Genomic DNA, 14,399 nt, shown 5'->3' with positions numbered 1-14,399 from the left:
GCCTTGCTCTGGAACATGCCGATGACCGCGTTCGCAGCGTCGCCCGTTACGGTCTATTTCCCTTCCGGGGATGGTACCGAACTGGTGGGTTACCTGTTCCAGCCGCCCGGCAACAGCAACGCACTCCATCCTGCCATCGTCATGCTGCATGGACGTGGTGGCCCCTACTCCAGCAATGTCAATGCAAAATGCTCACATGTCGGGCGCGATGTCTCGTCGCCCTGCCATGCAGGCACGCTATCGCAGCGACACAAGATGTGGGGGGAATACTGGGCCAACCACGGCTACCTCGCCTTGCACGTAGACAGCTTCGGTCCGCGTGATCGCGCGCACGGCTACGGTCGCAATTCACATGACCTGCCCGAACGCCAGGCGGTCAACGAAATGACGGTACGCCCTCTCGACGCCGAAGGCGCTCTCGCCTACCTGGCGAACCGCAATGATGTACGCAAAGATCACATCATGCTGCAAGGCTGGTCCAATGGTGGCAGCACGGCGCTCAATGTGATGTATCGCCAGGCGCAAGGACTTTCATCGGCCGCACCTTTGCGCTTTCGCGCCGCACTGGTGCTTTATCCCGGCTGCGGCTCACGTTCAATCCTGACGCGGCGCTATCGCAGCGATACCGATGTTTGGATTTTTCTTGCAGAAAAAGATGAAGAGGTTTCTCCCCGCAATTGCCTCAGCATCATGCCGTCCAATGATCCGGCAAATCTGGTCAACGTCATCGCATATCCCGGCGCAACGCATGACTTCGATGATCCTGGTCGGTCTCGCCAATCCGTCGCAGAGAACCGTGCGGCGAAAGAAGATGTCATGCAACGCGCCGCTTCTCTGCTTGAGGCCCTACCCTTGACGACTCAGCCATCTCACGAGAAAAGTGACTGACTACTCCTTTGCAGGACAGGATCGCAAGCGAATGGGGTAATATCCCACTTCATTATTTTTACCGCTCACTGTTTCTTGCAGGCGCATAGTGCTCAAGAAACTTTTTGTACAAAGGCTTAGTTTGCTCATGAAGATTGCCACCTGGAACGTTAACTCTCTGAAGGTTCGTCTGCCTCAGGTACTGCAATGGCTGGGCGACAATCCCATCGACGTGCTGTGCCTGCAAGAAACCAAACTGACCGACGACAAGTTTCCTCTTGCCGAAATCAATGCGGCCGGCTATCAGGTCGTCTATACCGGTCAAAAAACTTACAACGGCGTTGCCATCCTGTCGCGCCATCCGATCCATGACGTAGTCAAGAACAATCCCCTTTTCGAAGATGAACAGCAGCGCATCATCGCCGCGACCATCGAAGGTGTCCGCTTTGTTTGTGCGTACATCCCGAATGGGCAGGCACCGGATTCGGAAAAATTCCAGTACAAGCTGAAATGGCTGGCTGCCCTGCACGAATGGCTGGCGCAAGAGCAGTTGCAGCACCCCAAGCTGGCCCTGCTTGGCGACTACAACATCGCACCGGAAGATCGCGACGTGCACGATCCAGCCGCTTGGGTCGGTCAGAATCTGGTATCGGAACCGGAACGCGCCGCGTTTCAGCATTTGCAAAAGATGGGCTTCACCGATGCGTTCCGCATGTTTGAGCAACCAGAGAAACTCTTCAGTTGGTGGGACTATCGCCAGATGGGTTTCCGCCTCAACAAGGGCATGCGCATCGACCATATCCTGTTGACCGCGCCGCTGGCTGCACAATGTACTGCTTGCGTGATCGATAAGGTGCCGCGCAAGTGGGAACAGCCGTCGGATCACACGCCGGTTATTGCGACGCTGGAATAGTGCCCGTCACAAGATCCATGGATGACAAACTTGCGCAGAAAAAAGCTCACCTTGGTGAGCTTTTTTACATTCACACAGATAGCGGCACCAGAGTTCTCTCATGACGCCGGATGCAATACATCACCACTAACGTGAATAATCCTCCGAAGGCCATGCACGCCGCCAAAAACAACATGGGGGCAATCGTACTGCCGGTGCTTTCGCGAATCATCGGCACGACATTCTGCGCAATAAAGCCACCCAGGTTGCCGATGGAGTTGATCGCAGCGATACCTGCCGCTGCACTCGCGCCGGTCAAAAAGCGGCCGGGCAAGGTCCAGAAACATGGCAAGACGGTAAAGCTGCACGCTGCTGCCAGACAGAGCATGGCGAACTTTACGAAGGGATTGCCGAAGTACACGCTACCGATCAGACAAACTGCACCGAACAAGGCCGGAAACAGAATATTGCGGATAGGATCTTCCGTGCGTCCCGGTTTACGCGGCACCCACCATAAGACCAGCGTCACGAGCACCCATGGAATCATATTGATAAAGCCATTGAGCGTATTGCCGACGCCAAAACTCTTGACAATAGTAGGCAGCCAATAGCTCAGCCCGTAAGAAGACAGCGGAAAAAAGATCAGGAAGAACGCCAGCAACAACACCCGATAATCGAGCAAAGTCTTGAAAGGATTAGCGTGGCCACTCTCGCCCGTTTGCTCCAACTCTTTCTGCTCGCGTGCGAGCCGTCTTTGCAACCAGCCGCGCTCTTCCGGATTAAGAAAACTTGCTTGCTCAGGTGAGGCCGGAAGACAATAAAAAACGACGAACGCCAGTGCCACCGCAGGTAATCCGGTAAAGATAAACGTCAACTGCCAACCCTGCATGCCGAACAAACCGTCCAGATCAAGCAACGCGCCGCCAATCGGTGCACCAATCATATTGGCGATACTGCTACCGATCAAAAAGTAACCAATCATGCGACTGCGATGTTTTTGCGGAAACCACAATGTCAGGTAATACAGCACACCCGGGTAAAAGCCCGCCTCCGTCGCACCCAGCAAAAAGCGCAAGATGTAGAACATCGTCGCATTCTGTGTATATGCCAGCGCCAGTGTCACCAGCCCCCATGAAAACATGATGCGTGCAAACCAGATGCGTGCGCCAACCTTGTGCAAGATCACATTGCTGGGGACTTCAAATAGCAGATAACCGATAAAAAACAAGGAAGCACCCAAACCATAGGATGCTTCGCTCAGTCCCAGACTGGCGACCATTTGCAGCTTGGCATAGCTTACGTTCTGACGATCTATGTAAGCGACCAGATATAACAATCCCAGAAACGGCATCAGTTTCCAGGCCATTTTGTCGATCAGTTTTTGCTCGTCGATGGCAATGTGCACAGATATCTCCTTATCATTTTTCGATTGCTGCTGATCGCACATGCCTGCTCTCGATACGAGAGAACATGATGCGATGTGAGCATCGGAAAATATCACGGCACATTGCACTTTTTACGCGTAGACCACATAGCATCAGCATCTCTGTGCAATCAGTCTGGATATACAGAGATTTTACGAATCGTCTCCCGATAGAATGCTGAAAACAACGATTACGGATACGATCCTGAAGCCATCAAGGTATTACATCAGATCCAGACATCGTTCTGCCGCGTCCTGTCGCTTTCTTCATTGCCGGTGTTGACCACACCCCGCGGTTCGACCAACAGCACTTTGGCCTCTTTTTCCGCATAAGGCTTATGCTGCACGCCCTTGGGAATGACGAACATTTCACCAGCCGAGAGATGCACGGCGCCATCGCGAAAATCGATGCGCAGTTCGCCCTCCAATACGATAAACACCTCATCGGTATCGGCATGGTCATGCCAGATGAAGTCGCCTTGCAGTTTGGCCAGCTTGAACTGATAGTCGTTCATTTCGGCGATAACGCGTTGCGACCATTGTTCGCTGAACAGACTCAGCTTCTGACTGAAATTAATGGCCTTGTAGTCACGTAGAGAATTCGAGGGAGATGCGATATTGAGGGACATGTTTTGCTCCTGTGTCGATAACAAGGAGCGAGATTACGCAGTCTGCTTCGCGCGGTCTTGAACGATTGTGCAACTTTCAGGCAAAGCGCTTCATTTGACCGGTTGCACCATGCGCAGCCAACGTGCCGGAGCAATGCCGTAGGTCTTGGTAAACAATCGCGTCATATGGCTTTGATCCGCAAAACCCGTCATGGCAGCCACGGTCACAAGCGACTTCCCTTGCGTCATCAGGCGGCGTGCCATATCCAGACGACGCATACTCAGGTAGCGATAAGGACTGGTTCCAAAGAAGCTGCGAAAGTCGCGTGTCAGGCTCCAGCGATCGCGACCGCATGCCTGTGCCAGTTCATCCAGCGTGAGCGTGCGATCCAGTGACGCATGAATGTATTCGCGCGCCTGCTGCGCGGCATGGAAATCAGCGGCGTGACGGCGTGGCCGCTTGCCGGAAACCGCGTCCATCGCAGCAGCCAGCTCAAAGATACCGTCATCCTGCTGCAACGGTTCGACATTACCATCCATTTGCTCCAACAGATTTCTGAGGGCATGGAACATGCGCGGATCGGTCGAGATACCGCCTTCGATATAGGGCAAAGCGACGCCACCCAGCGCGTCCTGCAGCACCGAAGGTTCGACGTACAACATGCGATAACGAAAACCTACCTCGGTGCCGGCCTGCCCGTCATGCGGCTCGTCGGGATACAGCGCCATCGTGTTGCCCGGCAAACTGTTGCGCAGGGATTTCTTGTACTGGAAAGATTGCACACCCGCCATCGTGATGCCGAGCGCGTAGGTGTCGTGGCGATGCATGGCGTAGCCGCTGCCATGGAAGAAGGCTTCAATGCGTTCGACACCGGACGACTGCGTGCGCAGTATCCAGTCTTTGCCTTGATCCTGTTTTTCCATGAATGCTCCTGCCAACACTGATTTACTACCTTATTGCTGCCTTATTGCTGCCTTGTTGCTGCCCTATTCTTTGTTCTTCTTGACCAACTGCTTTTCGAATGCAACGTCGAGCTTGCTGATGCGCTTCGGCTTTTGCGGGCCATAGGCATTGACGAAGGCGACAAATTCGTCGAGCGGCAAAGGTTCGCTCAATTTTTCGACCGGATTGCCGGCCGTGCGCTGCACCAGGAAGAACAGTTCACTCGAGGTGCGCACCATGGAATATTGTTTCGTCTCTGCGCGGGCGTTTAGCCGTTCAATGGCGCCGGTGGCTCTGGTGGATCTCATGTGCCTCCTCCTTACAGGATCAATTGCCAGTAGGCGACGTCGATCCATTGATTGTGCTTCTGGCCAACTTCGGTGAAATGCGCGACTTTGACGAAGCCCATCTTTTCATGCAAGGCAACGCTGCCGGCATTCGGCTGGGCAATACCACCCATCACCGCATGTACGCCCAGTTCTTTCAACTGCGCAAACAGAGCGCCATACAGTTTGGACCCGATACCCTTGCCGCCACTGCCCTGTGCCATGTAAACCGAGCTTTCGACAGAATGCTGATACGCCTTGCGTGCCTTCCATTTGGTGGCATAGGCATAACCAAGGATACGCCCGTCTTCTTCATACACCAGCCAAGGAAATTGCGAAGATATCTCGGTAATACGGCCTTCCATCTCGGTCACGGAGACGGCTTCCAGCTCAAAGCTGATGACGGTGTTCAGGACGTAGTAGTTGTAAATTTCGCAAATAGCGGCGGCATCGGCGACAGTAGCCGGGCGAATCGAAAAGCTCATGGAAGATGGCGTGGAGGAAAATTTGATAACACGTAGTGTAACCAAATTGCGGACGTCTGGCTCATCAGGAATCGTTAAGGAGATTCGAGAAGATTCGCCAGACGCCCAGGCGGCCTTAGCTCTGCAGCGCCGCCTTGATCTGCTGCAACGAACTAGGATCTTCGATGGTCGTCAGATCTCCCGGATCCCGGCCTTCACAAATTGCCTGTATCGACCGGCGCAGCAGCTTGCCGGATCGCGTCTTCGGCAGCAGGCTGACAAAGTACACGCGCGATGGCCGACCGACGGCGCCGATCTGCTTGTCAACCACGCGCATGATTTCCGCTTCCAGCGCCTGACGGCCCTCCGGTGTAGCGACACCATCGGCTTTCTTGGGGATCACAAAGGCAATCGCGACCTGCCCTTTCAGCTTGTCTTCAACGCCGACCACAGCCACTTCGGAGACGTTGGCATGACTGGAAATACTTTCCTCGATTTCACGTGTACCAAGCCGATGACCGGCGACATTGATCACGTCATCGGTACGGCCGAGAATGAAATAGTAACCGTCTTCGTCGCGAATGCCCCAGTCAAAGGTTGAATACACCTGCTTCGGGAAGTTGGACCAATAGGTATTGACGAAACGCGCGTCGTCGCGATACACGGTCTGCATGCAGCCAGGTGGCAACGGCCCTTCGATTACCACCACGCCCTTCTCATTAGGACCGCACAGCTCCCCGGTGGATTCGTTCATGATGTGCATCTTGTAGCCATACAGCGGCACGCCGGGGCTACCCAGCCGCGTGGGCTTGTCGTCGACGCCCTTGGCGATCGACAGAATCGGCCAGCCACTTTCGGTCTGCCAGTAGTTGTCGATCACCGGCACGCCCAGCGAAGTGGAAATCCAGTTCGATGTTGTCTCATCCAGCGGTTCCCCGGCAAGGTACAAACTTTTGAGCGAGGACAAGTCGTATTTGCTCATGAATTCCGGCGGATGTTTTTTCAGCACGCGGATTGCCGTCGGCGAAGAAAACATGCGCGTGACCTTGTACTTGTCCACCAGACTCCACCATATACCGGCGTCCGGTGTTTCTCCAGGCAACACCGGCAATCCTTCATAGAGAATTGTCGCCATGCCGGCCATCAACGGTCCGTACACAATGTACGAGTGACCGACCACCCAGCCGATATCGGAAGTGCAGAAATACGTCTCGCCGGGATTACCGCAGAACACATGCTGCATCGATGCAGTCAGCGCCACTGCGTAGCCGCCGACGTCGCGCTGCACGCCCTTCGGCTTGCCGGTGGTACCGGATGTGTAGAGGATGTAGGACGGCTCGTTCGACTCCAGCCAGACCACCGGGACTTGCGCATCCAGATGCTGCGCCCGCGCGGCGGCATAGTCGATATCGCGTCCATCAGTGCGCGCCATCTCCGCCAAGCCACGATCCACCAGCAGCACGTGCGCCGGCTTGTGTTGCGCCAGCCGGATTGCCTCATCGAGCAAGCCTTTGTAAGGCACCACTCTGCCGCCACGAGATCCGGCGTCGGCGGACACGATCAAGGTCGGCTGCGCATCGTCGATACGCGTCGCCAGACTGTTGGAAGCAAAACCGCCGAACACCACCGAATGCACAGCACCGATCCGCGCACACGCCAACATTGCAAACACCGCCTCGGCGATCATCGGCATGTATATCAGCACGCGGTCACCCCGTTGCACACCGAGGGCTTGCATGGTCGCCGCCATGGCGTTGACTTCGCGATGCAACTCGCGAAAGCTATACGTCTTTTCAGTATTGGTTTCCGTCGAAACGGCGATCAATGCCGCCTGGTCGCCACGTTGCGCCAGATGCCGGTCAATGGCGTTGTGACACAGATTAGTCTCACCGCCGACAAACCAGCGTGCAAACGGCGGCCGCGAATAGTCGAGTGTTTTGCTGAATGGTGTATGCCAGTCGACGCGCCGGGCTTCGTTCGCCCAGAAGGTGTTGGGATCGTCGACAGACTGCTGATAAAACGATGCGAAACTCATGATGTCTCCTCATGGCAATCGGATAAGCAATGACGTGATAGGGATGTCATTGCACAGTGAGTGCGGCGTCTTTGCGCTGCATCTTCTTTCTGTGTTGTGTGCTGTGGTGCATTGATGTTTACAGTGACAGCGCTTGCTTACGCCCAGCTTAATTGAGGCGTTTTTCTTCGCAAAATCCGTCACTTCAAATCATTCTTCCAAGACGAAAAAAAGGATGCGCGAGCACCCTTTTTTTAATCATCGGATGACACACGAATTACCTGCACATCGGCAAGCAATCGGCGTCAAAAAATAATCAGCGATTCTTGCAATCATTCGCGAGCTGCTGGCCGATCTTCGAATTCAGCAACATCGACTTCGATGGGATCTGAATCCAGACCAGGCCATCGCCCTTGTCTTCAAAACGCAGCGCGCCGGTGGATGTCGAGACCGGCGTCATTTTGTAGGTGCTGCCTTTCCATACCAAGTTCACGTTATTGGATGCGTCGACCTTGACTTCCACCTTGTTCCCCATCTCGCAGGAAAAAGTACCGGTCGCCAATCGCCCGGCCCACGCAGGATTCACAGCAGCTGCAACCGGTTGCAACGGCGCCGGCACCGGTTTGGTTTCGGTCAGCGGCACATTTTCAGATGCGCAGGCGGCCAGCAAGATGGACAGAGTCAGTACGGAAGCACGTTGCAAAAAAGTCATGTTTTAATCCAGTGCAGGGTGAAAAGAGAATGTGGACGGCATCTTACCAACTTTCGTTCCCTTGTTCCGCTTTCCTGCCACTGCATTGCAACATGCTGCCCGTCATTGCTACCCTTAGAACGCGTCGCCGGGAACACGTACCCAGCCTTCCATCAACACGCGTGCGCTGCGGCTCATGATGGCCTTCGTGACGTTCCATTCGCCGTCGATCAATTTTGCTTCTGCGCCAACGCGCAGCGTGCCGGAGGGATGTCCGAAACGCACAGCCGTCCGTTCACCGCCACCTGCTGCGAGATTGACCAGCGTGCCGGGAATCGCCGCTGCGGTGCCGATGGCGACTGCGGCCGTGCCCATCATGGCGTGATGCAACTTGCCCATGGACATTGCGCGTACCAACAGGTCGACATCGCCGGCGGCGACCTTCTTGCCGCTGGATGCAGTGTAGTCGCGCGGCTTGGCGACGAAGGCGACCTTCGGCGTGTGCTGGCGTTTGACAGCTTCATCCACATGCTTGATCAGCCCCATGCGCACGGCGCCGTAGGCACGGATGGTCTCGAACATTGCCAGCGCTTTGGGATCGCTGTTAATGGCGTCCTGCAACTCAGCGCCGGTGTAGCCGATATCTTCCGCATTCAGAAAAATCGCCGGGATACCGGCATTGATCATGGTCGCCTTGAAGGTGCCTACACCCGGTACTTCCAGATCGTCGACTAGATTGCCGGTCGGAAACATCGAGCCTCCCGCGTCACCATCGCCCTCATCCGCCGGATCAAGGAATTCAAGCTGTACTTCAGCCGCAGGAAAGGTCACGCCGTCGAGTTCGAAGTCGCCGGTCTCTTGCACCTGACCGTCGGTGATCGTCACGTGCGCGATGATGGTCTTGCTGATATTGGCTTGCCATATACGTACGGTGCAGGTGCCGTTGATCGGTACGCGATCAGGATCGATCAGACCGTTGCTGATGGCAAACGGCCCCACTGCTGCGGACAGGTTGCCGCAGTTGCCGCTCCAGTCGACAAAAGCGCTGTCGATCGCCACCTGGCCGAACAGATAGTCGACGTCATGACCGGGACGGCTGGACTTGGACAGGATGACGGTTTTGCTGGTGCTGGACGTTGCACCGCCCATACCGTCAATCTGCTTGCCGTACGGATCGGGACTGCCGATGACGCGCATCAGCAAGGCGTCGCGTGCGGCGCCCGGCTGCTGTGCCGATGCCGGCAAGTCCTGCAGGCGAAAGAACACGCCTTTGCTGGTGCCGCCACGGATGTAGGTGGCGGGGATTTTGATTTGCGGTACGTGGTTCATATGCATGTGTCCTGTTTGTGACCTTAAGCTGCTTTGACCGTCGACGCCAAAAAGTCTTGCGCGAACCGTTGCAGCACGCCGCCCGCTTCGTAGATCGACACTTCTTCTGCGGTATCCAGACGGCATGTCATCAGCACTTCGACGCGCTCGCCGTTCTTGCGTGTGATGACCAATGTCAGATCAGCGCGTGGTGTGCGCTTGCCGATCACGTCAAAGGTTTCAGTACCGTCAATGCCCAGCGTCTTGCGCGTCACCCCTGGTTTGAACTCCAGCGGCAACACGCCCATGCCGATCAGATTGGTGCGGTGGATGCGTTCGAAGCCTTCGGCTGCGATCACTTCCACACCTGCCAGACGCACGCCCTTGGCCGCCCAGTCACGCGACGAACCTTGCCCGTAGTCGGCGCCGGCGACGATGATCAGCGGCTGCTTGCGGTTCATGTAAGTTTCGATGGCTTCCCACATGCGCATGACCTGGCCTTCCGGTTCGACGCGGGCCAGCGAGCCCTTCTTGACTTCACCGTTGACGACTGCCATTTCGTTGACCAGCTGCGGGTTGGCGAAGGTGGCGCGCAATGCCGTCAAATGGTCGCCGCGATGGGTGGCGTAAGAATTAAAGTCTTCTTCCGGCAAGCCCATTTTGGTCAGGTATTCGCCGGCTGCGGAATCGGCCAGAATGGCGTTGGACGGCGACAAGTGGTCAGTCGTGATGTTGTCCGGCAGCACTGCCAGTGCGCGCATGCCGGTCATGGTGCGCTCGCCTGCCAACGCACCTTCCCAATACGGAGGACGGCGGATATAGGTGCTCTGCGGACGCCAGTTATACAGCGGGCTGACCTTCTCCCCGTTGTCAGCCTGCACGGCAAACATCGGCGTATAGACATTGCGGAACTGCTGCGGCTTGACCGAGGACTTGACCACGGCGTCGATCTCTTCATCCGTCGGCCAGATATCCTTGAGACGGATTTCCTTGCCGTCGACCACGGCCAGCACGTCTTTCTCGATATCGAAGCGAATGGTGCCGGCGATCGCGTAGGCCACCACCAGCGGCGGCGATGCCAGGAAAGCTTGCTTGGCGTAAGGATGAATACGGCCGTCGAAGTTACGATTGCCGGACAACACGGCGGTTGTGTAAAGATCGCGGTCGACGATTTCTTTCTGGATGACCGGATCGAGCGCACCCGACATGCCGTTGCAAGTGGTGCAGGCAAAGGCGACGATGCCGAAACCCAGCTTCTCCAGCTCGGTGCCCAGACCGGCTTCATCAAGATAAAGTTCGACGGTCTTCGATCCCGGCGCCAGCGAAGACTTGACCCATGGCTTGCGCGTGAGGCCGAGCTTGTTGGCATTGCGCGCCAGCAGACCGGCGGCGATCACGTTGCGCGGATTGCTGGTGTTGGTGCAGCTGGTGATGGCGGCGATGATAACCGCGCCATCAGGCATCAGGCCTTCGGCTTCCTGTGCTTGCGCCTTGTCGAGATCGACGGCGATGCCGCGTTCGGCCAGCGCCGACACCGGCAAGCGGCGATGCGGATTGGACGGGCCGGCCAGCGTACGAACCACGGTCGACAGATCGAACTTCAGCGTACGCTCGTATTGCGCAGACGCCAGGCTGTCAGCCCACAGGCCGGCTTCCTTGGCATAGATTTCCACCAGCTTGACCTGCTCGTCTTCACGGCCGGTGAGCTTGAGGTAGTCGATGGTTTGCTGGTCGATGAAAAACATCGCAGCAGTCGCGCCGTATTCCGGTGCCATGTTGGAGATCGTGGCACGATCGCCCAGCGTCAAGGCAGAAGCGCCTTCGCCGCGGAATTCCAGATAAGCGCCAACCACTTTTTCCTTGCGCAGAAACTCAGTCAGCGACAACACGACGTCAGTAGCCGTGATCCCGGGCTGTGGCTTGCCGGAGAGTTCAACGCCGATGATTTCGGGCAGACGCATCCACGATGCGCGGCCGAGCATGACGTTCTCTGCTTCCAGACCGCCAACACCAACGGCGATCACGCCCAGCGCGTCGACGTGCGGTGTGTGGCTATCGGTGCCGACGCATGTATCCGGATAGGCCAGACCGTTTTCGTTATGAATGACCGGCGACATTTTTTCGAGATTGATCTGGTGCATGATGCCGTTGCCGGGCTGGATGACGTTGATGTTTTCAAACGCCTTCTTGGTCCAGTTGATGAAATGGAAGCGGTCTTCGTTGCGGCGATCTTCGATGGCGCGATTCTTTTCAAACGCCTGCGGATCAAAGCCGCCGCACTCCACTGCCAGCGAGTGATCGACGATCAGTTGCACCGGTACCACCGGGTTCACCTTGGCGGGGTCACCGCCCTGATCGGCAATCGCGTCGCGCAGACCTGCGAGGTCGACCAGTGCAGTCTGGCCGAGAATATCGTGGCACACCACGCGGGCGGGAAACCACGGAAAGTCGAGTTCACGCTTGCATTCGATGATCTGCTTCAGGCAATCGACGAGGATACTCGGATCGCAGCGGCGCACCAGGTTTTCTGCGTGCACGCGCGAGGTATAAGGCAAGGTGTTCCAGGCGCCTGGCTTGATCGATTCAACCGCGGCACGGGCGTCGAAGTATTCCAGCTTGGTGCCAGGTAAAGGTTTGCGGTTTGCGGTATTCATGGCTCGGTCCCGAGAAAAACTTTAGGTAAGAGTGGCAGCCTGCGCACCATTTCATATTGGCGCGGCAGGCTGCAGATGTTGCGTATGTGTTGCTTAGCGTATTGCTTATTTGCGCTTGCTGATCGGCACAAACTTCAGATCTTCCGGACCGACGTAGTTGGCCGATGGACGAATGATCTTGTTGTCGATGCGTTGCTCAATGATGTGCGCCGCCCAGCCCGAAGTACGCGCAATCACGAACAGCGGCGTGAACATCGCTGTCGGCACACCCATCATGTGGTACGACACGGCCGAGAACCAGTCGAGGTTGGGGAACATTTTCTTGATGTCCCACATGACGGTTTCAAGGCGCTCGGCGATATCGAACATCTTGAGCGAACCGGCGTCCTTGGACAGCTTGCGCGCGACTTCCTTGATCACTTTGTTGCGCGGATCCGAGATCGTATAGACCGGATGGCCGAAGCCGATCACGACCTCCTTGTTCTCGACACGGCGCTTGATGTCTGCCTCGGCTTCGTCGGGATTGTCGTAGCGCTTCTGGATTTCGAACGCGACTTCATTGGCGCCACCGTGCTTGGGGCCGCGCAGCGCACCGATGCCGCCGGTGATAGCCGAGTACATGTCGGATCCGGTGCCGGCGATGACGCGGCTGGCAAAGGTGGATGCATTGAATTCGTGTTCTGCGTACAGAATCAGCGAAGTGTGCATCGCCTTTTCCCACAGCTCGGACGGCTTTTCGCCGTGCAGCAAGTGCAGGAAGTGACCACCGATGGATTCATCGTCGGTTTCCACTTCGATGCGGTTGCCGTTGTGGCTGTAGTGATACCAGTACAGCAGCATCGAACCCAGCGACGCCATCAGGCGGTCGGCGATGTCGCGCGCGCCTGGGGTGTTGTGGTCGTCTTTCTCCGGCAGCACACAGCCCAGTGCGGACACGCCGGTGCGCATCACGTCCATCGGGTGCGAGGCCGCAGGCAGCCATTCCAGCGCCGCCTTGACGTTGGCCGGCAGGCCGCGCAATGCTTTCAGTTTGGCCTTGTAGGCTTTCAGTTCTGCTGCGGTCGGCAGTTTGCCGTGTACCAGCAAGTGGGCGATTTCTTCGAACTCGCAGCTGTCGGCGACGTCAAGAATGTCGTAGCCGCGGTAGTGCAAATCGTTGCCGGTCTTGCCGACGGTACACAGTGCCGTGTTACCTGCAGTGACGCCGGACAGGGCGACGGATTTTTTCGGTTTGAAGCCTGGTGTCGGTGCGTCTTTTTGTTCGCTCATCAAATCCTCCTGAAGGGTTGTATGGGGTTGGATTGCTATCTGTTCTTACTTGTTCTTTTGCTGCGCGAACAAGGCATCCAGTTTTTGTTCGAAAGCGTGGTAGCCGATACGGTCATACAGTTCCATGCGGGTCTGCATGGTGTCGACCACATTCTTTTGCGTGCCGTCGCGGCGAATCGCGGTATAGACGTTTTCTGCAGCCTTGTTCATCGCGCGGAAGGCTGACAGTGGATACAGCACGATCCCAACGTCGGCGCTCTTGAGTTCGTCCACGGTGAACAGCGGTGTCGAACCGAACTCTGTGATGTTGGCAAGAATAGGTACTTTCACTGCCGCAGCGAATTGCTTGTACATCGGCAGATCGGTAATGGCTTCCGGGAAAATCATGTCGGCACCAGCCTCAACGCAGGCAACAGCCCGCTCGATAGCCGCGTCCAGACCTTCCACTGCGAGCGCATCGGTACGCGCCATGATGACGAAGTTGTCGTCGGTGCGCGCATCAACGGCGGCCTTGATACGATCAACCATTTCCTGCTTGCTGACGATTTCCTTGCCGGGACGATGGCCGCAGCGCTTGGCGCCGACCTGATCTTCGATGTGGATAGCGGCAGCGCCGAACTTGATCATCGACTTGACGGTGCGCGCCACATTGAATGCGGAAGAACCGAAGCCGGTGTCAACATCAACCAGCAGCGGTAAATCGCACACGTCAGTGATGCGGCGCACGTCAGTCAGGACATCGTCGAGATTTGAGATACCCAGATCAGGCAAACCCAGCGAGCCGGCAGCAACGCCTCCACCCGACAGATAGATGGCCTTGAAGCCGGCACGTTTGGCGAGCAAGGCGTGGTTGGCGTTGATGGCGCCGATGACTTGCAGTGGGGATTCTTCTTGAACGGCTTTGCGGAATGCGGCGCCGGCGGATTGGATGGCCATGTGT

The 14,399-nt window shown here is 56.6% G+C and carries 13 protein-coding genes; 2 read left to right on the top strand and 11 right to left on the bottom strand.

The genetic code is table 11. The features are described 5' to 3' along the window. Positions 1 to 21 precede the first annotated feature (21 nt). A complete protein-coding gene (locus PQR63_RS10685) occupies positions 22 to 888 on the top strand; it encodes a dienelactone hydrolase family protein (RefSeq protein WP_408167844.1) in 867 nt (288 codons plus the stop codon). Positions 889 to 1,015: 127 nt separating this feature from the next. Further along, positions 1,016 to 1,780: an exodeoxyribonuclease III gene (xth, locus tag PQR63_RS10680; protein WP_408167843.1), complete on the top strand. Its 765-nt coding sequence runs from the start codon at positions 1,016 to 1,018 to the stop codon at positions 1,778 to 1,780. 70 nt (positions 1,781 to 1,850) lie between these two features. Here the strand turns inward: xth and PQR63_RS10675 are convergent, their stop codons facing one another. From PQR63_RS10675 to prpB, 11 genes are all read right to left on the bottom strand, one after another. Then, a complete protein-coding gene (locus tag PQR63_RS10675; protein ID WP_408167842.1) occupies positions 1,851 to 3,164 on the bottom strand; it encodes an MFS transporter in 1,314 nt (437 codons plus the stop codon). A gap of 245 nt (positions 3,165 to 3,409) precedes the next feature. Then, positions 3,410 to 3,811, bottom strand: a complete 402-nt coding sequence (locus tag PQR63_RS10670) for a cupin domain-containing protein (protein ID WP_408167840.1) — start codon at positions 3,809 to 3,811, stop codon at positions 3,410 to 3,412. 90 nt (positions 3,812 to 3,901) lie between these two features. Next, positions 3,902 to 4,714: an AraC family transcriptional regulator gene (locus PQR63_RS10665; protein WP_408167839.1), complete on the bottom strand. Its 813-nt coding sequence runs from the start codon at positions 4,712 to 4,714 to the stop codon at positions 3,902 to 3,904. Positions 4,715 to 4,777: 63 nt separating this feature from the next. Continuing rightward, positions 4,778 to 5,041, bottom strand: coding sequence for a hypothetical protein (locus PQR63_RS10660; RefSeq protein WP_408167838.1), 264 nt, complete (start codon positions 5,039 to 5,041; stop codon positions 4,778 to 4,780). An 11-nt stretch (positions 5,042 to 5,052) separates the two neighbouring features. Further along, complete coding sequence (locus PQR63_RS10655; RefSeq protein WP_408167836.1) at positions 5,053 to 5,544, bottom strand: arsinothricin resistance N-acetyltransferase ArsN1 family B; 492 nt, start codon at positions 5,542 to 5,544, stop codon at positions 5,053 to 5,055. Between the two features lie 115 nt (positions 5,545 to 5,659). After that, on the bottom strand, positions 5,660 to 7,558 hold the full coding sequence (locus PQR63_RS10650) for a propionate--CoA ligase (RefSeq protein ID WP_408167835.1): 1,899 nt from the start codon (positions 7,556 to 7,558) through the stop codon (positions 5,660 to 5,662). Positions 7,559 to 7,853: 295 nt separating this feature from the next. Next, complete coding sequence (locus PQR63_RS10645) at positions 7,854 to 8,249, bottom strand: hypothetical protein (protein WP_094564507.1); 396 nt, start codon at positions 8,247 to 8,249, stop codon at positions 7,854 to 7,856. A 114-nt stretch (positions 8,250 to 8,363) separates the two neighbouring features. Continuing rightward, the gene (prpF, locus tag PQR63_RS10640; RefSeq protein ID WP_408167834.1) at positions 8,364 to 9,557 is read right to left on the bottom strand and encodes a 2-methylaconitate cis-trans isomerase PrpF; all 1,194 of its coding nucleotides are present in this window, start codon (positions 9,555 to 9,557) and stop codon (positions 8,364 to 8,366) included. Positions 9,558 to 9,580: 23 nt separating this feature from the next. Then, positions 9,581 to 12,190, bottom strand: coding sequence for a Fe/S-dependent 2-methylisocitrate dehydratase AcnD (acnD, locus tag PQR63_RS10635; RefSeq protein ID WP_408167833.1), 2,610 nt, complete (start codon positions 12,188 to 12,190; stop codon positions 9,581 to 9,583). Positions 12,191 to 12,295: 105 nt separating this feature from the next. Further along, a complete protein-coding gene (gene prpC, locus PQR63_RS10630) occupies positions 12,296 to 13,459 on the bottom strand; it encodes a bifunctional 2-methylcitrate synthase/citrate synthase (protein WP_408167832.1) in 1,164 nt (387 codons plus the stop codon). A gap of 45 nt (positions 13,460 to 13,504) precedes the next feature. After that, positions 13,505 to 14,395: a methylisocitrate lyase gene (gene prpB, locus PQR63_RS10625; protein ID WP_408167831.1), complete on the bottom strand. Its 891-nt coding sequence runs from the start codon at positions 14,393 to 14,395 to the stop codon at positions 13,505 to 13,507. Between the last annotated feature and the right edge of the window lie 4 nt (positions 14,396 to 14,399).

The organism is Herbaspirillum rhizosphaerae (assembly GCF_046025915.1).
GTDB classification, from domain to species: domain Bacteria; phylum Pseudomonadota; class Gammaproteobacteria; order Burkholderiales; family Burkholderiaceae_D; genus Herbaspirillum; species Herbaspirillum rhizosphaerae_A.
The sequence above is the reverse complement of the archived record's forward strand: the minus strand, read 5'-3'. Positions and strand labels throughout refer to the sequence as shown.